Annotated in this window: 21 protein-coding genes; 11 read left to right on the plus strand and 10 right to left on the minus strand. The window is 40.7% G+C overall.

The features are described from left to right. Positions 1-121 precede the first annotated feature (121 nt). On the plus strand, positions 122-5,785 hold the full coding sequence (locus ABS766_RS00995; RefSeq protein WP_408083214.1) for a fibronectin type III domain-containing protein: 5,664 nt from the start codon (positions 122-124) through the stop codon (positions 5,783-5,785). A gap of 227 nt (positions 5,786-6,012) precedes the next feature. Beyond that, the gene (locus ABS766_RS01000; RefSeq protein ID WP_408083216.1) at positions 6,013-12,090 is read left to right on the plus strand and encodes a T9SS type B sorting domain-containing protein; all 6,078 of its coding nucleotides are present in this window, start codon (positions 6,013-6,015) and stop codon (positions 12,088-12,090) included. A gap of 94 nt (positions 12,091-12,184) precedes the next feature. Here ABS766_RS01000 and ABS766_RS01005 read toward each other — a convergent pair whose 3' ends face one another. The 5 genes from ABS766_RS01005 to ABS766_RS01025 form a co-directional block, all read right to left on the minus strand. Continuing rightward, positions 12,185-12,697, minus strand: a complete 513-nt coding sequence (locus ABS766_RS01005; protein WP_408083217.1) for an O-acetyl-ADP-ribose deacetylase — start codon at positions 12,695-12,697, stop codon at positions 12,185-12,187. A gap of 15 nt (positions 12,698-12,712) precedes the next feature. After that, positions 12,713-12,946 (minus strand): hypothetical protein, encoded by a 234-nt coding sequence (locus tag ABS766_RS01010; protein WP_408083218.1) that lies wholly within the window; start codon positions 12,944-12,946, stop codon positions 12,713-12,715. Beyond that, a complete protein-coding gene (locus tag ABS766_RS01015; RefSeq protein WP_408083219.1) occupies positions 12,939-14,105 on the minus strand; it encodes a THUMP domain-containing class I SAM-dependent RNA methyltransferase in 1,167 nt (388 codons plus the stop codon). Before ABS766_RS01015 ends, ABS766_RS01010 begins: the two co-directional genes overlap by 8 nt. Positions 14,106-14,345: 240 nt before the next feature. Next, entirely contained in the window at positions 14,346-15,041 is a 696-nt protein-coding gene (locus tag ABS766_RS01020; protein ID WP_408083220.1) for an OmpA family protein, read from the minus strand. Positions 15,042-15,067: 26 nt separating this feature from the next. Next, positions 15,068-15,517 (minus strand): lipocalin family protein, encoded by a 450-nt coding sequence (locus tag ABS766_RS01025; protein ID WP_408083221.1) that lies wholly within the window; start codon positions 15,515-15,517, stop codon positions 15,068-15,070. Between the two features lie 356 nt (positions 15,518-15,873). On the opposite strand from ABS766_RS01025, the gene htpG reads away from it, so the two are divergent. Continuing rightward, complete coding sequence (gene htpG, locus ABS766_RS01030; RefSeq protein WP_408083222.1) at positions 15,874-17,760, plus strand: molecular chaperone HtpG; 1,887 nt, start codon at positions 15,874-15,876, stop codon at positions 17,758-17,760. 64 nt (positions 17,761-17,824) lie between these two features. Here htpG and ABS766_RS01035 read toward each other — a convergent pair whose 3' ends face one another. The 3 genes from ABS766_RS01035 to ABS766_RS01045 all read right to left on the minus strand — a co-directional run bounded on the left by ABS766_RS01035 (position 17,825) and on the right by ABS766_RS01045 (position 19,240). Then, positions 17,825-17,977, minus strand: a complete 153-nt coding sequence (locus ABS766_RS01035) for a hypothetical protein (protein WP_408083223.1) — start codon at positions 17,975-17,977, stop codon at positions 17,825-17,827. A gap of 7 nt (positions 17,978-17,984) precedes the next feature. Next, positions 17,985-18,491: a hypothetical protein gene (locus ABS766_RS01040; RefSeq protein WP_408083224.1), complete on the minus strand. Its 507-nt coding sequence runs from the start codon at positions 18,489-18,491 to the stop codon at positions 17,985-17,987. Between the two features lie 212 nt (positions 18,492-18,703). Next, complete coding sequence (locus ABS766_RS01045) at positions 18,704-19,240, minus strand: pyridoxamine 5'-phosphate oxidase family protein (RefSeq protein ID WP_408083226.1); 537 nt, start codon at positions 19,238-19,240, stop codon at positions 18,704-18,706. A gap of 221 nt (positions 19,241-19,461) precedes the next feature. Here ABS766_RS01045 and ABS766_RS01050 point away from each other — a divergent pair, with 221 nt between their 5' ends. From ABS766_RS01050 to ABS766_RS01060, 3 genes are read left to right on the plus strand one after another with little or no spacing between them, the layout of a single operon-like run. Then, on the plus strand, positions 19,462-19,878 hold the full coding sequence (locus ABS766_RS01050) for a DUF2721 domain-containing protein (protein ID WP_408083227.1): 417 nt from the start codon (positions 19,462-19,464) through the stop codon (positions 19,876-19,878). Between the two features lie 56 nt (positions 19,879-19,934). Then, positions 19,935-21,338, plus strand: coding sequence for a DUF1800 family protein (locus ABS766_RS01055; RefSeq protein ID WP_408083228.1), 1,404 nt, complete (start codon positions 19,935-19,937; stop codon positions 21,336-21,338). Between the two features lie 11 nt (positions 21,339-21,349). Next, a complete protein-coding gene (locus tag ABS766_RS01060; RefSeq protein ID WP_408083229.1) occupies positions 21,350-22,516 on the plus strand; it encodes a DUF1501 domain-containing protein in 1,167 nt (388 codons plus the stop codon). Here the strand turns inward: ABS766_RS01060 and ABS766_RS01065 are convergent, their stop codons facing one another. Both ABS766_RS01065 and ABS766_RS01070 read right to left on the minus strand, forming a co-directional pair. After that, positions 22,517-23,119: a murein L,D-transpeptidase catalytic domain-containing protein gene (locus ABS766_RS01065; protein WP_408083230.1), complete on the minus strand. Its 603-nt coding sequence runs from the start codon at positions 23,117-23,119 to the stop codon at positions 22,517-22,519. 93 nt (positions 23,120-23,212) lie between these two features. Further along, complete coding sequence (locus tag ABS766_RS01070; RefSeq protein ID WP_408083231.1) at positions 23,213-23,611, minus strand: hypothetical protein; 399 nt, start codon at positions 23,609-23,611, stop codon at positions 23,213-23,215. A gap of 117 nt (positions 23,612-23,728) precedes the next feature. Here ABS766_RS01070 and ABS766_RS01075 point away from each other — a divergent pair, with 117 nt between their 5' ends. The 5 genes from ABS766_RS01075 (at position 23,729) to ABS766_RS01095 (ending at position 26,433) form a co-directional block, all read left to right on the plus strand. Beyond that, positions 23,729-24,622 (plus strand): EamA family transporter, encoded by an 894-nt coding sequence (locus tag ABS766_RS01075; RefSeq protein ID WP_408083232.1) that lies wholly within the window; start codon positions 23,729-23,731, stop codon positions 24,620-24,622. 35 nt (positions 24,623-24,657) lie between these two features. Then, positions 24,658-25,011, plus strand: coding sequence for a DoxX family protein (locus ABS766_RS01080; protein ID WP_408083233.1), 354 nt, complete (start codon positions 24,658-24,660; stop codon positions 25,009-25,011). Positions 25,012-25,143: 132 nt separating this feature from the next. Then, complete coding sequence (locus ABS766_RS01085) at positions 25,144-25,416, plus strand: DUF2805 domain-containing protein (RefSeq protein ID WP_408083234.1); 273 nt, start codon at positions 25,144-25,146, stop codon at positions 25,414-25,416. Between the two features lie 118 nt (positions 25,417-25,534). Beyond that, positions 25,535-25,813, plus strand: a complete 279-nt coding sequence (locus tag ABS766_RS01090) for a DUF2089 domain-containing protein (protein ID WP_408083235.1) — start codon at positions 25,535-25,537, stop codon at positions 25,811-25,813. Between the two features lie 11 nt (positions 25,814-25,824). After that, on the plus strand, positions 25,825-26,433 hold the full coding sequence (locus tag ABS766_RS01095) for a hypothetical protein (RefSeq protein ID WP_408083236.1): 609 nt from the start codon (positions 25,825-25,827) through the stop codon (positions 26,431-26,433).

The raw sequence follows: 26,433 nt of genomic DNA on the forward strand, positions 1-26,433 counted from the left end.
TTAACGTTTATAACACAATTTGTTTTTTTTTAAGAAAACTCTTAGTAAACTTAATATAATAATTATCTTTAACAAATTTTCTAATTGCTCTAATATTTAAATATATAACTAACTAATGTTTATGAAAAAAATTATTCTTCTATTTCTTTTCTTACTATCAACGCTATGTAGTTTTGCACAGCTTGCCGAGGAGAATTTTGAAGGTGCGTGGACCCCATATCCTGCTACTTTAGGATTTGGCGAAGGCAACTACGGCCCTTCAGGATGGTATATCAGGAATGTGGCCCCCAACGGGCCCGGAAAATTCTGGGCACAGCAGGAAAGCAATTCAGATTACCCTGCATACGGAGGCTCAGGCCATGCAGCCTTCCTTGACCGTGATAATGCACCTGGTACAGGTACCAACCTGACCGAAGACTGGTTGATAACCAAACAGTTTACACTGCCTGAAAATGCTGAACTGCACTTTTTTTCAAGGCTTACCCTTAACAACAACCAGGGGTCTGTTTATGATGTACGTATGGGTACCGACCCTACAGACCCATCAACATTTATATCCCTGATTGACAGCGATGGGTGGACGGAACTGGAAATAAACCCGGTTCAGCTGGATTATGTTGAAAAAGTAATTGATATAGCCGGCACTGCCGGCGACCAGGTTTACATTGCCTTTATCATGAAAGGTGACCAGATGGACCGCTGGCTTATAGACAACGTAAAAGTAGTTTCAGAATGCCTTGCCCCTACCGAAAGCAGCCTTACGGCCACCAACCTTGGTGCTACCACAGCCGACCTTAGCTGGGATAACCCCAGTGGGGCTACCAGCTGGGAAGTAGAGGTTGTAGCCGATGACGATGTACCTGTGGGGCAAGGGGTTGTGTATACCGGCACCCTGCCTATAACGGTTGAAAACCTTACCGCCAGTACCTGCTACAAATTTTATGTACGTGCAGTATGTGGCGACGGTGGTACCAGTGACTGGATAGGCCCTGAAAATTTTTGTACAGGTGTTTGTGAGGCTGAAGACCAGTGTACCTACTCTTTTGTAGTATGGGACTCCTGGGGTGATGGCTGGAACGGCAACACCATGACGGTATCCCAAAACGGCATTACCATGGGTACCCTTACCATGACCGGTGGTGCCGGCCCTAACACTATTTCTATCGCCTTGTGTGATGACCAGCCTTTACAGCTGTTCTGGAACTCTGGTGGTGGCTTTCCTGGAGAAGTAGGGGTTTCTATAATAAACAATTTTGGACAGACAATCTTTACCAAAAACCCGGGTACGGGCTCTCAAAACACCTCACTTTACAATGCTACCATTGATTGTGATACCCCGTTGTGCCTGCCTACAAGCGGCTTAACCGTTACCGGCATAACCACCTACACAGCCAACCTGGGATGGACAGGCCCAGCTACAGGTAACTGGGAATATTATGTGGTACCAACAGGTGCACCCGCACCAACGGCTACTACTGCAGGTGTAGTTACTACTACCAACCCGGTAACGGCAACTACAGTAACCACCACAGGGGAAGATCTTGACCCAGATACCACCTACCAGTTTTATGTACGTTTAATTTGTACTGATGGTACAAGTACATGGGCAGGCCCTTTTAGCTTTACCACCCTGCCTACCTGCCCTAAACCTATAAATATAACTACTACTGCCATTGGAATGGAAACAGTTACCATAGGCTGGACGGAAACCGGTACAGCTACCCAGTGGGAAGTATATGTGGTAACTAATGGCTCTCCGGCGCCAACAGCTACTACCGAGGGCGTGGTTACTACCGATAACCCTTTGGAATATAACACAGGCCTTACTGCAGGCACTATTTACCAGGTATATGTAAAAGCAATATGTACCGAAGATACTGACGAAAGCCAGTGGTCTGCCCCGGTAACTTTTAATACTACTATATGTAACCCTGAAGACCAATGTATATGGACCTTTACAGTTTGGGATTCATGGGGTGACGGCTGGAATGGCAACACCATGACAGTATCTCAAAACGGCACTACCATTGGCACCCTTACCATGACAAGCGGTGCAGGACCAAATAACTTTACTTTCTCGGTATGTAATGATGCTCCTCTTCAATTGTTCTGGAACTCTGGTGGTAGCTTTGCTTCAGAAGTAGGTGTATCTATTAAAAATAGTTTTGACCAAACCCTGTTTACCAAAAACCCTGGTACCGGTTCACAAAACACTGTATTATATAATACAACAGTAGATTGTGATACCCCTGCATGTTTAGCACCAACAGCACTTGCAGCAGCCAATATAGATACCACTACGGCAGACCTTAGCTGGACAGGCCCAGTAGGAGCAACCGAATGGGAAGTGGTAGTGCAGCCAACAGGCGGCACACCACCAACAGATGCTACCGATGGAGAAAATACTACACTCCCCTATAATGCAGACGAACTTACCCCTGATACTACCTATCAGTTTTGGGTAAGGGCACTTTGTTCTGAAGACAGCACCAGCCCGTGGGCAGGCCCTTTTAGCTTTACTACACTACCTACATGCCCTAAACCAATAACACTTACAGCTACTAGTATTACAAGTACGGGTGCCTTATTGGGATGGACAGAAGCGGGCTCCGCTTCTGACTGGGAAGTATATGTAGTAACTGCAGGTACTGCTGCGCCAACTGCTGCAACAGACGGGGAAGATGCATCTGCAACATCGTTTGATGCTTCAACACTTAACCTTACGCCCGATACTAATTATGTGTTTTATGTACGCGCGCTTTGTGGCGGCGAAGACGGAAACAGCACCTGGGCAGGGCCTTTTGCTTTCCATACAGCTATTGGAAATGACGACTGCTCTGGTTCGGTAGCTTTAACTGTAAATCCCGATGAAGACTGTATTGATACTACTACAGCAAACTTTACCGGCGCAACAGCCTCGGCAACAGCGCCATGTAGCGGTATAAACGGCTCGGATATATGGTATAATTTTGAGGCTACTTCTACCTATCACGGCATATCACTTTCCAACTTCAATAACATAGCATCGCAACAGCCTATAGTAATAAGTTTGTATGAAGGTGATAGCTGCGGTAACCTTTCTCTTGTTGACTGTAGCGTAAACAATGTATTAAATGCCAACGGGCTTACACCCGGCACTGTGTATACCGTAAGGCTTACTATAAACAACAGCAGCCCTACGCTTACCACGTCATTTGATATTTGTGTAAACACACTTAATGGCCCAAGTAACCAAAATCAGGATGAGTGTATTATCACTACTATAAATTATGACTTTGAATTACCTTCTGTAACCAATAGTACCTTTCCAACATTTGTTAACCACAATGCGGTTCAGGGCTGGAGGACTACAGCTTCTGACCAGATGATGGAATTTTGGCCTGTGCCTAATTACGAAAATGTGCCATCATACAGCGGTTCGCAATTTATAGAACTTAACGCCAACCTTGTAAGCGGGGTGTATCAGGATTATGATACTCCGGCTGCCGGAACAGTATTTAATTACAGTTTTGCACACCGCGGAAGGCAGGGTACAGATACCTGCCAGTTACTTGCAGGCCCCCCCGGCGGACCATATGTAAATGTTGGATCACCTGTAACTACCGGAAATACTGCATGGAGTTTTAACACAGGTTCTTATATTGTACCTACAAACCAGCCTATTACACGATTTATATTTCAATCGGTATCAAGTGTTGGCGGGGCAAGTGTAGGTAACTATCTTGATTCAATTACCTTTACAGCCAACAATGGTATTATCACCCCAAGCCCGCTGGCATTAGACTGCTCTAGTGTTATAGCAAACGTTGCCGCAAATGGTAACGGAGAGTGGGTTGCACATACTGATAATCCAAGCGCCACAGTAATTGCCAACCCTGTAAGTAATACCACTACTATTACAGGCTTTACAGAAGAAGGCAGTTATTATTATGACTGGACAACAGATTATTGTACCAGTACGCTGGAAATTACTTTTGACGGTATTGCTGTAGACAGCCCGGTAGTTGTCTCAGACATAACATATTGCCAGAATGACGCACCTGCGGTACTTACCGCTCAGGCTTTGCCCGGCTATACCCTAAATTGGTATACTGACCCAACAGGCGGAACGCCTCTTGCAGGCGCCCCTACTCCGGATACTTCAGTAGCAGGCACAACCAGCTATTATGTTAGCCAGACATTAAGTATTTGCGAAAGCAACAGGGCTGAAATTACTGTTACTGTAAACCCAACACCAGATGCACCACTTGCTAATGATGTTGAATATTGTTCCAATACAGTAGCAACGCCTTTAACAGCTACAGCAGAGCCAGGGTATACTCTTAACTGGTACACTGTAGCAAATGGGGGCACAGCAGTAGCATCAATAACACCTGATACTTCGGTTACCGGTACTACTGTTTACTATGTAAGCCAAACTTCTGCCGAAGGTTGCGAAAGTGACAGGACAGCAGTAAGCGTTACCATAAACCCTTCCATTCCTGTAGTAACAACATTTACATTACCTTCAGAAATTTGTGGTGTGCCTACATTAATGCCTGATAAAGCACCAGGATTTACAACAGGGGGAACATTCACGTCCGATGTAACAGGGATTGTATTTAATACTGCAACCGGAGAAATTGATGTTGAAAACAGCTTGCCGGGTACTTATACCATAACGTACACCATAACTGCCGACCCTGATAACTGTATACCTGCCAGCACTACATCTGATACAATAACTATATCACCATCGGTACAGCCTGTAACCGGATTTAGCTACCCTACAGTATTCTGCCAAAACGGCGGAAATCAGGTTCCGGTACTCGATGCAAATATTACAGCAGGAGGCACCTTTACCGCTGTCCCCGCAGGACTGTCTATAGACGCAACTACAGGTGAAATAAACGCCTCAGCCAGCCAGCCTGGAGCATATGATATTACATACACGTATGGAGGAGATAGTACAAATTGCGTTGCTTCGGGCAGCACAACTTTTATAGTAACCGTATCTCCGGCTTTTGTACCTATAGTACAGTTTGACTTTGCCGATTCATACTGCTTTGGCACAGCCAGTGATACTCCTGCACTTGCTCCAGGATTCACAACAGGAGGCACTTTTACAGCAAGCAACGGATTGGCTATTAATGCAACAACGGGAGAAATTAATATTTCTGACAGTGCGGCTGGTATATATACAGTAACCTATACTGTAGCGGCCGACGCAGCAACCTGTAATGAAGGGGCAACTTTTAGTGATACCTTTACCATTAGTAACGACCTTAGCTTTACCCTTAATGGCAATTGCGAAAACAATGCTTATATTATAACGGCAACCCCAACAGGCGATGCCTTTAATCAGACGGGTATAGCATTTAACTGGACTACTGCCCAGGGTGTACCGGTAGGTAATGACTCCCCTACTTTTAATGTGACCGATTATGCGGCAACATCAGGCATTACCCTACCGGCACAGTTTGTACTTACTGTACAATATGCCGATTGCGAAAACTCTGTGTTATACGAAGTGGCCGATATAAGCTGTAACATACAACGCGGTATTTCACCAAACAACGATGGTGATAATGATAATTTTGACCTGATGGCCCTTGGTGTGAAAAAGCTTGTTATTTTTAACCGTTATGGTAAAGAAGTATACAGCAAATCTAATTACACAACTGAGTGGCACGGACAAACTGCCAGCGGTGATGAGCTTCCTACAGGTACATATTTTTACTCTATCGAGACAAATGCAGGCGAAAATAAAACCGGATGGATTTATGTTAACCGTCAAATAAATTAGAATACAGATTTTTCAGAAATTAATAAATAAGGCACCGGAAATTTCCGGTGCCTTATTTATTTCTCTATAAAAAACTCAAAAATTACCATTTATTTAAAATAATGGCCTTATTTTTGTTAAACAATTGTTAATTTTTACTTAAACATAGCTTAATTATAAAGGCATAAACAGTAGGAATTATAATTTTGACACCAATTGCAACTAAAAGCTAAAAAACACCTTACTCTATGAAAAGAAAAACTACCTTACGGTATGTCTTATTACTGTCTTTTTTATTTATAATAAACACAATAAGTCATGCACAGGTTTACATGCATGATTTTGGAACCAGTAGTATTACCACTCACCCTTATACTGATACTCCATCAGTTTTAGATGCTGCTTTATCAAACTCATCATGGACAAATAGCAACAACGCCTGGACAAGTTTTAGCGGCGCAAGTGGAGAAGCTATTGCGTTATCAAATAGTGGAGGAACACCTACTATAACATTTAATTTTCAGGTTGCCCCGGGCAAACAATTAGATATTAACTCATTTAATTTCTGGAGACGCAGGAGTAATACCGGTGCACAAAACTGGAGCATGACCATAAACGGAATTATGGTAGGCTCAGGAGATATAAAAACTACAGGAGAAGAAATTGGCCTTACTCCGGTAGCAAATGCAGTTACAGGCCTTACAGGTACTGTAACTGTGAAATTAAACCTTAGCGGCGCTACCGGCAGCGGTACTTTCAGGCTGGATGACTTCACCTTAAATGGTATTGTAACAAGTACTTGTGCCTCTACAGTAGTAAGCTCTTTCTTTCCCCTTTCAGGGCCTGCACATACATTAATAACAATAAATGGTTCGGGTTTTCAAACTGGTTCGGGTACTACTTCTGTATTATTTAATGGAGTAGCTTCTCCTGGCTTCACAGTAATTTCTAACAACCAGATTAAGGCTATAGTACCCGAAAATGCAACTTCAGGAACTGTAACTGTAGTAAGCAATGGTTGTAGCGGAAATTCATCAACTCCTTTTAACTTAATAATATCAAATTGCGGAAGCGCTGTTTCACCTACCGAACTTTTTATATCTGAAGTATATGATGACGAAGCCGGTGAAGGTGGCGCTATTGAATTATATAACGCAACAGGCGCACCCATAAATCTATCACAATATAGTATTGCACGCTCCGCTTCAATAGGGGGCGGCAACACATATGATATTGCTTTAAGCGGAACCCTTGCCCCTAATGCTGTTTATATAGCACGTACAAGCACCCCTGTTTGTGGCCTGTCCGGAACTCCGTCTGCAACACTTACAACAGGTTTTAATGATAGTGATGAATTACAACTCAAAAAAAACGGAACCGTAATTGACAGGGTATATACACCGTCAAACTTAGGGTTTACAATGATACGTAATGCTAATGCTTCGGTACCTGCGGCAGCATACAACAGTGCCGACTGGACTATTAGCAATACTGAAGAATGCACCAACCTTGGCATACATTCTATAACCACCGATAACAATTCTTATGTGGCAACCCAGCCTGCAAGCGAGGCAATTTGCGAAGGGGGCGGGGCACAATTTGCTGTAGCAATAAGTGATCAAGTAGATTACACCTACCAATGGAAAATGCTGAACAGTTCAGGAAACTGGAGTAATATAACTGATAATGGAAATTTTTCGGGTACCAATACAGCCACACTTACTATTACTGATGCTCCACTAAGTTTAAATTCAGCACAGTTTTATTGTGAAATTAATTCACCAGGCTGTGTACTGGTAACAAATGCGGCACAACTTACCGTATCACCTTTGCCATTGGCTATAGTAATACCTACCCAGCCTACATGTTTGGTTACCACCGGGAGCCTTATTATAGTACCAGCCGTTGGGCAGGGGCTTACCTATAGCCTTGATGGCACTAACTTTCAGTCAGAGCCTATTTTTAGCAGCCTGGTACCGGGTAGCTATACCCTTACCATAAAAACATCTGCCGGATGTTTTACCACAGTTCCTGTAACTATAAATGAAGCACCGGAAATACCTTCAACCGCTAACATAAGCATTACACAGCCTACCTGTGCAACCGCAACAGGCAGTATAACAATAAACAGCCCATTAAATGTTGATTTTACTTACAGCATTAATGGTGTAGATTACCAAAGCAGCCCTGTATTTTCTAACCTTAACCCTGGAACGTACCAGGTAACAGTTATGTCGCTATTAGGTTGTGTATCTACAGCAGCAACCGTAACCATAAACCAGGTACCGCCACCACCGGCAACTCCTGAAGTAACAGTTACACAACCTACCTGTAGCGAGCCTACAGGTACTATAACGGTAACAGCTCCCATAAACGGTGCCTATAGTTATAGTATAGACGGTGTTAACTTTCAAATGGGAACTACTTTTGCAGGTTTAGCAGAAGGCAATTATACCATAACTGTAAAAAATGTTGAAGAGTGTACCTCTGTATCAGGCAACATAATTATAAATGCAGCGCCTGCTCCGCCAGCGGTGGCAACTACTACTGTAACACAGCCTACCTGTGACACCCCAACCGGAACTATAGAAATTACGGCTCCAATCGGCTCAGAATATACCTACAGTATTGATGGTACCAACTTTCAAACGGGAACTACTTTTACAGGTCTGGCCGAGGGCGATTATACTATAACTGTACAAAATGCTGAAGGTTGTACCTCAGTAACAGGAACTATAACTATAGATACTGCACCGGTACTTCCTGATACTGCAATAACAACGGTAACACAACCTACGTGTATAATACCAACAGGAACTATTATAATTACATCACCAATAGGATTGGGATATACCTATAGTATCGACGGAACTAACTTTCAAACAGAACCTATTTTTGCAGGTTTAGGCCAGGGTAGCTATACGGTAACCGTACAAAATGCTGATGGCTGTACCTCTCAAACTACTGTAACCATAAATACTATACCTACAATTACAGTAGCAACAACTATAGTTACACAGCCTACCTGTATAACACCAACAGGAACTATAGAAATTACTGCGCCTTTAGAACTAGGATATACCTATAGCATTGATGGCATTAACTTCCAAACAGGAACTACTTTTGCTGGTTTAGCAGAAGGCAGCTATACCATAACCGTACAGAATGCTGATGGTTGTACTTCAGTAACCGGAACCATAACAATAAATGCAGTACCTGCTCCGCCGGCAGTAGCAACAACTACTGTAATGCAGCCTACCTGTGCTACACCAACAGGAACTATAGAAATTACAGCTCCAACAGGAACAGGATACACATATAGCATTGATGGTACCAACTTTCAAACGGGAACTACTTTTACAGGTCTGGCCGAGGGCGATTATACTATAACCACACAAAATGCTGACGGTTGTACCTCAGTAACAGGAACTGTAACTATTGATGCCGCACCGGCACCACCTGTGGCGGCTACAACTACTGTAACGCAACCTACCTGTACTACACCAACCGGAACTATAGAAATTACAGCTCCAACAGGAACAGGTTACACGTATAGCATTAACGGAACTGACTTCCAGTCAGAAACTACCTTTGCTGATCTTGGACAAGGCAGCTATACAGTAACCGTACAAAATGCTGATGGCTGTACTTCCCAAACTACTGTAACTATAAATACTGCGCCTACAGTTGCAGTAGCAACAACTACAGTAACACAACCTACCTGTACTACACCAACAGGAACTATAGAAATTACCGCTCCAACAGGAACAGGTTACACGTATAGCATCAATGGAACTGACTTCCAAACAGGAACTACTTTTGCTAACTTAACGGAAGGTACTTATACCCTAACAGTACAAAATACCGAAGGATGTACATCAGTATCAGGAAATATAGCAATTAATGCAGTAGCTCCAGTTGCAGTAGCTACAACTACAGTAACACAGCCTACCTGTGCAACACCAACAGGAACTATAGAAGTTACCGCTCCAACAGGAACAGGATATACCTATAGCATTGATGGTACTAATTTTCAAACAGGAACTACTTTTTCCGGTTTAGCCGAGGGCAATTATACTATAACCACACAAAATGCTGACGGTTGTACATCTGTAACAGGAACTGTAACTATTGATGCCGCACCGGCACCACCTGTGGCAGCTACAACTACAGTAACACAACCTACTTGTACTACACCAACAGGAACTATAGAAATCACTGCGCCAACAGGAACAGGATATACGTATAGCATTAACGGAACTGACTTCCAGTCAGAAACTACTTTTGCTGATCTTGGTCAGGGGGGGTATACTGTAACGGTACAAAATGCTGATGGCTGTACTTCACAAACTACTGTAACTATAAACACTGCTCCTACAGCTGCAGTAGCTACCACCACAGTGACACAGCCTACCTGTACTACACCAACAGGAACTATAGAAATTACAGCTCCAACTGGAACAGGTTATACGTATAGCATCAATGGCACTGACTTCCAAACAGGAACTACGTTTGCTGACTTAACTGAAGGTACTTATACCATAACAGTACAAAATACAGACGGCTGTACTTCAGTAACCGGAACCATAACAATAAATGCAGTACCTGCTCCGCCAGCAGTAGCAACAACTACTGTAACACAGCCTACCTGTGCTACACCAACAGGAACTATAGAAGTTACCGCTCCAACAGGAACAGGATACACTTATAGTATTGATGGTACTAACTTTCAAACGGAAACTACTTTCAGTAACCTTGCACCAGGCACATACACTGTTACAGTTATGTCAACATCAGGATGTACTTCAGAAACAGCTGAAATCACTATAAACACTGCTGATGATGCGCCTGATACACCTACTGTAACAGTTACACAACCAAACTGTACTACTATGTCATGGGGTAATATACAGGTTACCGCACCTACAGGTACTGGTATAACTTATAGCATAGACGGCACCAACTTTCAGAGTAATTCACTTTTTGCCGGACTAACACCCGGAGATTATACCGTAACCGTTAAAAATGCAAACGGATGTACATCAACATCAGGTATAATAACTATAAACCCGATACCAACAGCGCCTATAATGGCAGTTGCCACACTTACACAACCTACCTGTACTGTACAAACAGGCACAATAACCATAACAGCGCCTGTAGGTACAGAATACACGTATAGTATTGACGGAGTAAACTATCAGTCAAGCCCTATATTTTCAGGACTTGCACCCGGAGCCACTTATGTAATAACTACAAAGAATGAGGCAGGTTGTACTACCGACTCACAACCGTACACTATTGATCCTTCTCCGGCGCCTGCCATAGCAGCTACAGATGTTACACAACCTACTTGTTCTACAGCAACAGGTACTATTGTGGTTACCTCGCCAACAGGATCTGGTTTTACCTATAGCCTTGATGATGGTCCGGAACAAAACGGCACTATGTTTATTAATGTAACTCCCGGCCCTCATACTATAACGGTAACAAATCTAAACGGATGTACCTCTGTTACTCCGGCGATAATAATTAACCCTGCTCCTGAAACACCTGAAGTAGCTAAATTTAACCTGACACAACCTACGTGTGCTACAGGAACCGGAAGTATCATTATAACTTCTCCTTTGGGAGATGAGTACTCGTACAGTATTAATAATGGGGCAAGTTATCAGGATGAGACTGAATTCAATAATGTAGCGCCAGGAACATATATTGTTACCGTAATTGGTGCCGGAGGCTGTACATCAGAGTCTGCTAGCTTTACCTTAGCAGAACCAACAGGCGACATTACATTAACAGGTACTGAAGGCTGCCGCGAGGTTGGCACCGGTAATGGGTACATTCTTGAAATATCAGCTTCAGGAAGCTCATTTGATGCCGCTACAGCAACCTATAGCTGGACAGACCAGTTTGGAAATACACTGGAAGGCGATACAATGTTTAATGTTACTCAATATATGAGGGATTACAACATCACCGCATCAGACTTCCCGGTAGATTTTACTGCTACCGTAACAACTTCTGGCGGCTGTACTGGCACATATACTTTTAGTGTTGACAGCGGTTTTTGTGACATCCCAAGGGGTATATCACCTAACAACGACGGCATGAATGACAACTTTGACATCTCTTATATGAATGCCAAAAAACTAAGCATTTTTAACCGTTATGGCGAACAGGTATACACCAAAGCCAATTACAAAAACGAATGGTACGGACAAAGCGATAAAGGTGAATTACCTACCGGCACATATTTTTACGTGATTGAATTTGATAACGAATCTAAAACCGGATGGGTTTATATAAACCGTGAAATTAATTAAACCTCAAAATACACAACTAAACACGAAGGGACTCTGCACAAACAGAGTCCCTTTTTTATTGTATATACTACATTATTTGGTAAACAGGTGGTAATTAAAGCAACGTTTGGTATAAGCTGTAATTTTCTTCATCAAAGCAAACAAACAGCACCTGATCTATATGGGCATCGTTTTTTAAAAAATCCTTTACTGTAGTTATGGCTATCTCGGCAGCACGTTGTTTAGGAAAATGATATACCCCTGTGCTGATATTAGGAAATGCTATGGTTTTAATAGAATTTTCTACTGCTACTATAAGGCTGTTGCGGTAAGCGTTAGCAAGTAAGAGTTCCTTTTCTTTTTTATCACCGTTATAAACCGGCCCAACGGTGTGTATTACATATTTTGCAGGTAAATTACCCGCGGTAGTAATTACGGCTTCGCCTGTTGGGCACCCGCCCTGGCGGTTTCTTATTTTAATACAGTCTTCAAGTATGGCTTTACCCCCTGCTCTGTGTATGGCTCCATCTACACCGCCGCCGCCCAAAAGGCTGCTATTGGCAGCATTTACAATAGCATCGGTATGCATCTTGGTAATATCGCCTTTAATCAGGGCTATTTTATCCATACCCGCAAGATTTAGTTATTTTACTTCTTTAACACCGCTTATAAAAATCCACTTCATAAAAATACGCTGCTCCCCTTTAAGCCTTACTGCCTGAAATTTAGGGGCAATAATAGTAGAAACTACTGCTGCGGTTAACGGCACCCAAAACCCTGAAAGGCCTGTAAACTCATCAATAACATATAGGAAAAGTATGAATAAGGGTGCAAATCCTAAAAAATTGTATAATAATGCTTTTACTGTTTTATTCATTTATGCTACTATTAAATTTGGCTCTTTTACTGCCTTCGTATATGTCATATTTTACTAGTCTGGCCTCCAGTTTTCCATTAAAGAGTTTAATTTTCCTTGAAGGTTTTAATCCCACATATTTAAGGGCTTCCAGGTTAGCTGTTATAAACCATGCCTGGGTATTAGGGTAGCCTTGTTTAAAGGTATCTCCTATTTCCCTGTAAAAACGCTCAAGGTCTACATCAAGGCGTTCGCCGTAGGGGGGATTAAACACCATGTGCAGTGGCCCCTGTGTTTGCTTTCCCGTATCAAAAAAATTCTCCTGGTGTATTTGTACATACTCCTCCAGGTTGGCATTTTTAATGTTATCTTTTGCCTTGGCCACAGCCGATGGCGCTTTATCATATCCTGTTATGGTATAATGAAATTCTTTTACTTTTTTCAGTAGCGATTCGGTAATAGAATCAAATAAATCATTGTCCCAGTCGTTCCACTTTTCAAAGGCAAATTCTTTACGGTTAATATTGGCCGGGATATTACAGGCTATCATGGCAGCTTCGGCCAAAATGGTGCCACTGCCACACATAGGGTCCAGAAAATCACCATGGCCGTCCCATCCGCTAAGCAACAGCATGCCTGCCGCCAGCACCTCATTTATAGGTGCTATGTTAGTTGCGGTGCGGTAACCCCTGTGATGCAATGACCTACCTGAAGAATCAAGCGACACCGTACATAATTCATCAAAAATATGCACGTTAATACGCAGGTCTGGAAAATCTTTGTCAATGTCCGGTCGCTTGCCAGTGTTGTCCCTAAACTGGTCTACAATAGCGTCTTTAGCTTTTAGTGCCACAAATTGCGAGTGGTTAAAGCGTTCGCTATTAACTGTAGCATCAATTACAAAGCTGTTATTTACAGTAATATAATCGCTCCAGTCTATACTCTGTATGCCTTTATAGAGGCTTTGTTCATTATACACCCTAAACTCTTTTACAGGCTTCAGAATTTTTAATGCGGTACGCAATGCAAGGTTGGCTTTATACATAAAGCCTTTATCGCCTACAAAACTCACCATGCGTACACCCTGCTCTACATGCTGGGCACCCAGCTGCAGCAATTCTTTTGCCAGTATTTCTTCAAAGCCAAACAGTGTTTTGGCTACCATTTTATAATTATCCATCTGTGCGTTTTCCGTTTCGGATACAAAAATAAGTTAAATTTATGGTACGCGCTTATGGTTGCCTTTATACTTTACTCTCAAATAATAGATTGCCTATAGAACATTATGCTCAACGTTATTTATACAACTAAAAAAGGCAACGGAGGTTTAAAATCCTCCGTTGCCTTTTTTAGTAATTTATAGTAAGACAGTGCTTTTCTAATACAGTTACTTGCTTGTTATAAAGCTGTCTTTTTATTTTTATTTATTCGCCTCATTTTTGGCATCTTCTATCATTTTTTCATTTGCGGTAATAGCAAACTCAACACGCCTGTTTTTTGCCCTGCCTTCAGCAGTTTCATTATCCGCTATTGGGTCGGCTTCACCTTTACCCATAGTATTAAACCTGCTGGCAGAAAGTCCCTTGCCGGCAAGATAACTTTTTACAGAAGCTGCACGCTGTTCGCTTAATTTTTGGTTATACTCATCGCTACCGCTACTGTCTGTATATCCAAAAATATCTATATTAGTATCAGGATATTCATTAAATACGGGAACCAGTTTATCAAGGTTGGCTTTTGCTGTAGGAGTTAAAGATGATTTATTAAGGTCAAAATTTACAGAGTTTTCACCCAGTGTAAGTTTAATACCTTCTCCTACCCTTTCTACTTCTGCACCCGGTAGTGCTTCATCAATTTTTTGTGCCTGTTTATCCATACGGTTACCAATAACACCCCCAACAGTACCACCCACTACACCACCAATAATGGCGCCCAGGGCAGTATTGCCGCCTTTACCTACATTGTTACCAATAACACCGCCAATCACCGCGCCAGATGCAGCACCTATACCCACACCGCGTTGTGTGTTGTTAGAATTTTTTACCGCATCGCAAGAACTCAAGCCCAGTACTACTAAGAATGACAGTACTACTGTATAAAATTTATTAGTTTTCATAATTATTTTTTTAATGTTTTTATTATTTATACTTTTTGAAAATTGTAAACTACTTCTACGTTTTTACCACCTACAGAAACGTTATCTATTAACTGAAACGAATTTTCGGTTTGGTTACGCATTTGCAGGTAATAGCCATCGGTTACATTTTTGCCTTTTTCACCTTCGGTTATTTTAAGGGTAAAAGCGCCTTCTTTAGTTACAGTCCAAACAATAGGGCTGCTGAAAGAAGGGCAGCCTGCTTTGGCAAGGCTCATAGACCCTTTATTGTTATTAGATATAAAACTCCATGAACTGCCCACAAAACACTGGCTGTCGGCAATATCAAATGTAGTTACCTTAATGTAATCTGAACCGGGATAGGTAACACTGGTAATTGTCCAATTACCTTTTAGGCCCACCTGGCTTTTAGTATCTAAAGATCCGCATGAGGCCAGCAATGCTGTAAATACAGCTAATAATAAAAACTTTTTCATAATCTGTACTATAGGTTAAAATTATTTTTAATACCAAGGCAAATGGCCTGTTATTACAAGGTAAAGTTAGGCATATTGCCCCCCATTTTACAACACAGGAGTAGTAATTTTAACAGGATTTATATTATTTTTATAACACCAGGTTCACACTTTATTGCTGCTGTTACATAAAAATAAAGGCATTACACAATAATGATAATCCGCACAGGATACTGTATTAATCTTTTCTTAAAACGAAAATCTTTTAACAATTGAGGGCTGTCTTACGTATTAAAAAAATGCCAATTTGTCATTAATGGTTAAATGGTATCTTATTTGGGTAAATGTGTATAGCAAACAATAAAAACGATATAATAATGACAACAGGAAAAATTAATGTTTCGGTAGAAAACATCTTTCCCTTAATCAAGAAATTCTTATACAGCGACCACGAGATTTTTTTACGTGAACTTGTGAGCAACGCAACAGATGCCACACTTAAGCTGAAACACCTTACCAGTATTGGTGAAGCCAATGTAGAATACGGCAACCCGGTAATTGAGGTTAAAATAGATAAAGAGGGGAAAAAGCTGCATATTACTGACCAGGGTATTGGTATGACGGCAGAAGAAGTTGACAAATATATTAATGAAGTTGCTTTTTCGGGAGCTGAGGAGTTTTTGGAGAAATATAAAGACTCTGCCAAAGATTCAGGTATTATAGGCCATTTTGGCCTTGGTTTCTATTCTGCCTTTATGGTGGCAGAGAAAGTAGAGATTATTACCAAGTCATACAAAGAGGAACCTGCTGTACACTGGACGTGCGATGGAAGCCCGGAATTCACCCTTGAACCATCTGACAAAACAGCGCGTGGTACAGAAATAATACTGCATATTGCAGAAGACTCAACTGAGTTTTTAGAAGAAGGCCGCATACGCGAACTGCTTACCAAGTACAACAAATTTATGCCGGTGCCTATTAAATTTGGTACCCGTAAAGAAACGCTGCCAAAGCCGGAAGATGCACCAGAAGATTATAAAGCAGAGGAAATTGAGGTGGATAACATCATCAATAACCCTAACCCGGCATGGACAAAACAGCCAAGCGACCTTACCGATGAAGATTATAAAGCATTTTACCATGAGCTGTACCCAATGCAGTTTGAGGAGCCTCTTTTTAACATACACCTTAATGTAGATTATCCATTTAACTTAACGGGTATACTGTACTTCCCTAAACTATCTGCAGACCTACAGGTACAGAAAGATAAAATACAACTATATCAAAACCAGGTTTTTGTTACCGACAATGTAGAAGGTATTGTACCTGAGTTTTTAACCATGCTACGCGGTGTGATAGATAGCCCGGACATTCCGTTAAACGTATCGCGCTCTTACCTACAGGCAGATGGCAACGTTAAAAAGATAAGCAACTACATTACCCGTAAAGTAGCCGATAAGCTAAAATCGTTATTTAACGAAAACCGTGAGGATTTCCAGAAAAAATGGGATGATATTAAAATTGTACTGGAATACGGTATGCTAAGCGAGCCTAAATTTTATGAAAAGGCCGGCGCCTTTACCCTATACCCTACTACCGATGGTAAATATTATACGCTTGAAGAGCTTAAAGAAGCCCTTAAAGATAAACAGACTGATAAAGACGGTAAACTGGTAGTATTGTATGCAAGCAATAAGGAAGAACAACACAGCTACATTGCCGATGCAAAAGAAAAAGAATATGAAGTGCTGCTTTTAGACAGCCCTATAGTATCTCACCTGATACAAAAACTTGAGGCCGATAACGAAAACCTTACGTTTGCCCGTGTAGATGCTGATTCTCTTGATAAGCTTATTAATAAAGATGAGGAGCAGATAAGCAAACTAAATGATGAGGAAAAAGAAAAGCTAAAAACCCAACTTGAGGAAATTGTACCAAAGCAAACCTATACCGTTCAGCTTGAGGCTATGGACAGCAGCGCAACACCTTTCCGCATTACACAGCCGGAGTTTATGCGCCGTATGAAAGAGATGAGCCAGAGCGGCGGCGGTGGTATGTTTGGTATGGGCAACATGCCGGAAATGTATAACCTTGTAGTAAATACCAACAGCGAGCTTGCCGGGCAGATATTGGGCACCGAAGATGCTGCACAACGCTCCGCTTTAGTTAAACAAGCACTGGATCTTGCCAAGCTTAGCCAAAACCTTTTAAAAGGTGAAGAGCTAACTGCGTTTGTTAAACGTAGCTTTGAACTTATTAAATAAGAATAAGACTATTAGATAATAGATGAGAGATAATAGAAACCCTGCGGTGCGAGCCGCAGGGTTTCTATTTCTTATCTGTAGGTTTAATATCAGTTCGCGGTGGTGGGGGTGTATATTTATAATCCGGCAAACTACTTTTTTCAACACCTCCATTAACTCTGCCTCCAATATTTCCATTGTTAGAGGAATCACTTATGTGCTTTTTATCATCACTCATAATAAATTTATTTATCATTTATAGGTTTTACATTATAATTGCTCTTCAAAAAGACACTAATCTTGTCTTCCGCTTGCTTATTTATTTTTTTTGGAACATCAAAAAATACGTCATCACTAAATTTTAAAATCTCAATTGCTTGTTTTTTTAATTCATAATAATATTCTTCTATGTCATCCTCATTGAGTTTACCCCTAGATATTCTGTCCCAAAACCTTTCATATTGTAAATTTAAATCTTCTAGATTTATATATTTTGTACCTAATTCTTTTATATACTTATTATATGGAAGTAAAGGTCTAATTGTTGTTATAGCCTGAGAAGTAGCTATAATTATAGTCCAAAGTAATTGTAATTCATCCCAAATTAACCATCCTGCGATACTAGATGAAGAGGCAATGGTTAAAAAAAGACTTATACACCATTCTCTTTTTTGATATTTCTTGTATAACAGTTCAACTAAAAATGATTTATATTTAAAATTAACTAAACATGCCCATACTCTACCCTCCATATAAGAAAATTATAATACTAATTTACAAATAATATCAACATCTAGAATATATTTTTTTTAACAATTGCATGTAGTTTTTAACACAATATTTAACTATTACAAAAACATAATAAATTATAATCACAACAATACTTACCATAGCAGGTATTGTGCTCAGATAGAAAATGAGTGAAACAGATAAAAATATCTTTTAAAACCGCAGATTTTTTATTTTAAGGCTTAATAGTACCTTCTACACTATCATCATACGTTTCGCCTTTTATGGCGCCGTAAGCGCGTTTTACCAGTGCTACAGCCATACCGTGCTTGGTATCCCAGTAATAACCATCGGTAGGGGTAAATTTAATAACCGTAATACGCGGGTCATCTTTACCTTCGGTAAACCAGGTTTTCATCATCGGGTCCCATAGTTCATCAATCTTCTGTTTGTCCTTGCTGATGGTGCAGTGCCCGTAAAGGCTTAAAAAATCGCTGTACTTCCCACCCTGAAAAAGAAGTTGCGCAGCAGGGTCTTTTTCAAGTTCTTTGTTTTTGTGAGAATCGTCTGCACTTAAAAACCAGAAGTTACCTTCGTCATCAATAACCTCGGGGGCCATTGGGCGGGTATCAAATGGTTTACCGGTTTCTATCTGCGTACAAAAAAAACATGAGCCTGCAGCTTTTGCCAGTTCCTTAATTTTCTCAAGGCCTTCCTGCCCTGCCAGGTTTTTAAAATTATCTTCGGGTTGTTGCTTGTTTATAGAGTCCATAACATTTTTTTTTAATTATAACTTAAAGGTAATACATATAGCAGCATACAGTTGTTAGCATATTGATAATGTTTTACCAAAAAAAATTATCAAAATGGCACCTTTATCTTAATAAGAGTAAATACAACCCCTCAAAAACATCAGTCAACCAAACAAAAACTTTGTAACTTTGGTATCTCGTCAACTTTTTGACTTTAAGACTTTACAAACTTCAGACTTAAATGAACCTTTCACCCGAAACCCCCGCACTGCTGTTCTCAGCCACATCACTAATACTGCTGGCCTATACTAACCGTTTCCTTACTATTGCAAGTATAGTGCGTGGGCTTAAAAAAAATTACGAAGAAAACCAGACAAAAAGTATTCTTGTAGAAATAAAAAACCTCAACCTGCGCCTTACACTCATCCGCCATATGCAGATGTATGGGGTACTTAGCCTGTTTTTTTCGGTTTTCTCCCTTACGCTGATGTTTTTGGATATTAATAACTGGGGCGCTTACCTGTTTATGGCCAGCCTGTTTTTAATGCTGGTATCGTTAGCCCTTTCTTTCTGGGAAATAAGTATCTCTGTAAAAGCATTACGGGTACACCTTAGCGACATGATAGAGGAGACTAAAAATTTAACACGCAACCAATAAACTTTTATAGGCCGTTATCGTCTAATAGTAATATCTTTATTTAAAAAGGCGGTGGTATGGATGCTAACAATTTATGGTCGCTTCGGCTTGGGTTTAGCGGCAGGGAGGCAGCACTTATAAAACAGCAGGGGATAAAAACTTTCCTTAAAAACTCGTTTACAGACGTACCTGATACTACAATGCCTGAATTTCTTGAGGGCTTGCCTAAATCTCAAAAAGAAATCAGCCTTTACCGCAAAAAGCTAATAGCCGAAAGTGGCAATGAAAAAGAGGGGAATGAAAAGCTTAAAAAGCAATTAAACAAAGCCGGATCGGGTTTTAGGCGCTGGTGGCTGCAAAAAATGCATGAATCTCCTTATCCCCTTCGCGAAAAAATGACTTTTTTCTGGCACAACCACTTTGTGGCTACCCAAACTAAAACGTATGTACCCTACTGGACGTATAAACATAACCAAACCCTGCGTATACATGCTTTTGGCAACTTCAGGGAACTCACAAAACAGGCAGTACGCACAAATGCCGTAGTAAAATACCTGAATAACGACAAAAACCGCAAAGGCAAATATAACGAAAACCTTAGCCGGGAGCTGCTGGAGCTTTTTACACTGGGAATTGGCAATTATACCGAAGACGATATTAAACATGGCGCTAAAGGCCTTGCCGGGCTTAATTATGGCGAAGAAATGGCGGTATACTACCCCAATTTAGAAACCAATGAAACCTTTACCTATTTTGGCAAAACAGGAAATTTTAAAAGCGATGAAATGATAGATATTATCTTTCAGCAAAAAAATGCCCCGTACCATATTACCCGGAAGTTGCTGAAATGGTTTATTTATGATAATCCGCCTGAAGAGCTGGTAACATATTATGGCGATTACCTGCGGGAGAAAGATTATGAAATACAGCCCCTGCTTACCAAAATGTTTACAGAAGAGTTTAACAAGCCTACAGCGGGCTCTAAAATAAAAGACCCCCTTGTTTTTTTGTTTCACCTGATGGACGAGCTTCACTTAAAAGCACCCAAATATGAGATAGTTAATGCCTTTTTAAAGCAGCAGGGCATGGAACCTTATAACCAGCCTAATGTAAAAGGCTGGGAAGGCGGGCAAAAATGGTTAACCGCCCAGCTATACCTTCAGCGTAATAATATGGCAGACATGTTGTGCCGGAGCAAAGGCCTGTATTGGAAACTAATGGAAAATATAGATACCGGTGGTGTTAGTGCCGGTACGGGTAAAAATTTTAAACCAAATATACAGTATGCCACAACAGGCAACAATAAAGATATTATAAACCAGTTTAAAAACAGGCTGATTTTTAATGACGATGATAATCTGCAAAAAGATTTTGAAACGATACTCAAATATGATTTTGACCCAAAAGCCGAAGGGGCTGCAAATGGAATAATGCGCCTTTTTAACTATATGGCAAAAACCCCTGAATTTCAGATAATTTAAAATACAGCACTATGAACCGGAGAGGATTTTTTAAACTTACGGGTACATGCACTGGCGGGCTGCTGCTGTTACCTGATTTTTTATATTCTTTTGCTTTACAGCAAAACCTGACTGCAGGAGATAACAGCCTGGTATTTATACAGCTAAATGGTGGTAATGACGGGCTTAATGCTTTTATACCCTATGAGGATGAGCTTTATTATAAATATAGGCCAAACATTGCTATAAATAAAAACGATGTTATAGCTGCAACTAATGGCATGGCGTTTCACCCGGCGCTTAAAGGCTTTGCAGAAATACAGCAAAAAGGCGACCTTACTGTAATACAAAATGTTGGTTACCCCGAGCCAAACCGATCCCACTTCCGCAGCCAGGAAATATGGCAAACAGGGTCGGCCTCCAATCAATACCTTTCAGAAGGGTGGTTAGGGCGTTTTTTAGACCTACAGTGTAAAGGCCACCAGCCCACAGCAGGCATTAACCTTGATGCTACTGATAATTTAGCACTTATGGGTAATGAGCTTAATGCCATTACTGTAGCAAAACCTGACCGTTTTTTGAGCCATAAAGATGACGAAAATATAACCCTTTCTGATAATCCACAGCTTGACTTTGTACGAAAAGTAGCCAATTCTGTTACAGAAGGAGCTGAAAACATTAGCGCTGCACTGGATAAAGCAACCCCGGCAGAAGTAAGCTACCCAAAATCGGGGCTTTCTAAAAACCTGAAGTGGATTGCAGACCTTATAAAAGGCGGGCTGAACAGCAAAGTATATTATAGTTCGCAAAGCGGTTATGATACGCATAACAATCAGCTTGGTGCGCAAAAAAACAAGTTTACAGAACTTAGCGAAGCGGTGTATGCTTTTTACAACGACCTGAAAAGCGCCGGAAAAATGCAGCAGGTTACCATAGTTGTCTTTTCGGAATTTGGAAGGCGTGTTGAAGATAACGGCCATGGTACCGACCACGGAACCGCAGCGCCTATGTTTATAATTGGCGGGAATACTAAAGGAACAATTATTGGTAAAAATCCTAACCTGCTAAACCTAGACCAGGGCGACCTTATTTATGAAACTGATTTCAGGAGCGTGTATTCAGCCCTTTTAAAAGATAAGTTTGCCTTTGACCCGAAACAGATAGGCATTACCAACCCGGCTTTACAGGGATTGTTTTAATCATTCAATAATCCAGAGCAGTACCGGTTTTGTGGTTTGCTGTAGCTTTGCATCAAGCTCTTTCATAAAATTGTCTGATACCGCCGGGCAACCCCAGCTTAGCGGGCTGTACTGCGGGTACACTTCATAATCTGAAACCGCACTCCATGAATGCAGTACTATTACGCGTTTTACAGCATTGCTGTTTGTATCTTCTAACCCGTGCAGCCAGTACTTTACATGTATACCCCACGAACTGTAATCGCGGTTACCTATTTTATATTTGCCAATTGCACTGCAATGGCTGTTTTGCGTATTGCTAAAGCGTGGTTTTTGCCATTTATCACTATAATTATCAGGCACATCACAGCTGCCGTGCGTTACCAGGCTGCGGCCGGTTATTTTTTCCTCCTTAAAATTGTATATAAAAAAGCGTGTTTTACCTGAGTGAATACTAAAATCAAGCAGAAAATAATATTCTTGGTTAAACCCATGTTCTTTACAATAAACAAGGGCTTCGGTATGGGTTACTGTATAATCTTTAGCAGTAAGGCCGGGTTTATCATTGCTTTTTTGTGCGCAACTGATCAGGCTGGTAACAAGCAGTACAAAAACACGAAGCATAGAAATAAAGATTGGTTAACTCTATAACTATATTTATAGTTGATTTATTGTGCCTGGTGTTTATTAGCGTGGCTATCGTATAAAATTTAGCCTTTAATCCTCCACTTTAGTAAGCTTACTGCTGAAAACAGCAGTGGTGCCGTGATCATCCAGTTTACACACATAGTAAATATTGTTGCCCTCTGTTTTTTTAACCCTTACGTTAAGTGTTGTGCCGGGGCTAAATGGGAAACCGGGTACTGTAGCCCGAACCAGCGTGGCTATATATTCACATTCGTTTACCCATTTCAGCGTGCTTTCTATAACATATTCGCCATCATTATGGTACTCGGTGTGCTTATTCCCGTTAATTATTACGGTGGCTACTCCCCCGCCCTCAACATCATATTCAAACTTTCCGCTGTGCAGCATTTCGCAGTTTTGTGCGTTAACCCTGCCGGCTGAAAGCAGTAATATAAAAACCATTGTGCAAAATGAAAATAGTATTTTCATAAAATGTAAGTTTATTGGTTAATAGCCAAATATAGCAATTAGCGGTTAAAAAATTAAAAATTATATCAGCGCCTCATAATACTTATAGTACCTTTGCCCGCCGTAATTTTTTCACCTATGGAAAATAAAGATTTTATAAAAGGAGCAGTATTGGTTGGGCTTGGCGCTGCCAGCTACGGCCTGCTGGCCACTTTTGTAAAAAAAGCATACAGCGATGGGTATACCACTGCCGAAATTACCGCTTCTCAAATTCTCCTGGGCATTATAGGCGTAGCGTCGCTTTATATTTTTCAAAAAAATAAAAATGCTGTACCCACACCCGCTTCTACCTCAAAAAATAAAATACAGCTGCTAATTGCCGGTACCACCATAGGGTTTACCAGTGTATTTTATTACTTGTCTTTACAATACGTATCGGTTTCGGTAGGTATTGTATTGCTTATGCAAAGTGTATGGATGGGAGTTATTGCAGAGTGGTTTTCTACAAAAAAATTTCCGGGTATAAAAAAGCTACTCGCTGTGGGTATAGTTATTGGCGGCACATTGCTGGCAACCAACCTTACAGGGCAAGAGCAAATGGTAAGCTTACAAGGCGTAGCCTGGGGGTTGCTTGCTGCGGCATCTTACACGGGAACCATGTATGCTGGCAACCGTATTGCAGTAAACCTTACAGCATCATTACGCAGTTTATATATGCTGCTGGGCGGGGCCGCTGTGGTACTGGCATTTACCGCCATTACCTGGCCGGGGTCATTTAATTATGATATATTTTTAAGCTGGGGCATACCGCTTGCCATATTTGGCACTATTTTACCCCCTGTACTTATGAATGCCGGTTTCCCTAAAATAACCATAGGCCTGGGCAGTATTATAGCGGCTTTAGAGTTGCCGGTATCGGTTATTATGGCATTTTTTATACTGAATGAAAAAGTACTGGGCCTGCAATGGCTTGGCATTGCCATAATACTCAGCGCTATTGTTTTATTAAACATGGGCAGAAAAAAGCAATAATGCTTACCTTTAAGCTGTAATTTATTACTTTACTTATGCAACTACCCTGGCATCTTTACGTTATGGCTGCCCTGTATATACTGGCAGGTCTTAACCACTTTCGTAAACCGAAAATGTACCTGCGTATTATTCCACCGGCATTGCCAAAACCTGTTTTGCTTAATAAAATAAGTGGCCTTGCCGAAATATTACTGGGTATTGGCCTATGCATTCCTGAAGTTTCAGTATGGGCAGCATGGGGTATAATTGCCCTGCTTATTGCTATTTTTCCTGCTAATATTTACATGGTTACCAATGCCAAAGCAGGTATGCACCTGCCTAAATGGTTATTGTTACTACGATTACCTTTGCAGCTTATATTAATTTTATGGGCCTATAACTATACCTAAGCATGTGCTGAATTATACTACTTATACCTAAAAATTTAGGGAAGCGTTGTTATTTATTGATTTTTTTAGTAATATTGATTTACGTATAACTTTAAAAAACAATAATTAATTACCGATTTAATTTTTCACGTGATGAAAAAGAGTAAGCGTCCGGAACTTGACAATGAGGCGTTAAACAGAATTGTAACGCTGGCACAGGAAGAAAAAAAGCCTTTTGAAGAAATAAAAGTCCAGTACGGGCTTTCTGAAAAAGAAGTCACAGAAATTATGCGCAATAAATTATCTACAGAAGATTTTGAGTTGTGGAAAAAGAAAACGGCTGCGAAGAAACCGAAGCCAAAGCCGATGAATAATTTTGATGATGATGAGTTAGGCTCAAAATACTACCTCAGAAACAAATTTTAAAATTATACAAACTCCTGATAAAAGGAGTTTTTTTATGTCTGAATCAAAAAATAAACGCAATAATATTTATATTAAATTTAATTTTATTTAGATTTGTATACACATTATTGATATTTGAATGAATAAAATTAAACTTCCAACATTATGTCCCAGTTGTAGCAGTACGCTTAATGTGAGCCAACTTAGTTGCCCGCATTGCAGTACAGCGGTATCGGGTACATTTACACTGCCCGTTTTATTGAAGTTGCCGGAAGAAGAGCAGGACTTTATTATACAATTTGTACTTACCGGGGGCAGCCTTAAAGAAATGGCCTCGCGCACCGGCGTTAGTTACCCTACGGTACGCAACCGTTTAGACGACCTCATCCAGAAAATTAAACACCTTCAATCTGTATAATTCACCACTCAATGAAAATTATTTTTAACCCTTTTGAAAAATATCCTGAAAAGGCATTGCTTACCCTTGGCCTTTTATTTTTAATAGCCGGCAGCTTTACTGGCGCCATATTTCAGGCCCGTTATGATGGTGTTTTAGATACCCACTTTGTACCCCAAAAATTAACCGTACAGCCTTTTATTGATATTATCATTAATACGGTGTCATTATTTGTTGTGCTATATCCCGCCGGATATTATGTTAACCGTAAAAGCCGCCCAATAGATTTTTTAAGCACTATACTTATTGCCCCGGCGCCATTTTATATACTGCCGCTTTTTAATATAAATAACTTTATGTATAGTATTACCGCTCCGCTGGAGCAATCAATAACCAACGGAAAAAACATGAGTGGAGATTATTCTGCTACATTTACATTGGTAGATCCCATTGCGCTTATAATAATTTTAGTGTTTTCACTCATTGCCCTTGGCACACTGGTGTGGTTTGTAGTGCTGCTGTATAATGGCTATAAAACTGCAGCAAATATTAAAACAACTGGCCAAAAAGTATTTTTTGGCGCTGCCATAATCTTTGCCGAAATCATTTCAAAATTCTTAATCTCAGTTATACCTTATTAA

This window comes from Flavobacterium rhizosphaerae (assembly GCF_046000445.1).
Taxonomy (GTDB): Bacteria; Bacteroidota; Bacteroidia; order Flavobacteriales; family Flavobacteriaceae; genus Flavobacterium; species Flavobacterium rhizosphaerae.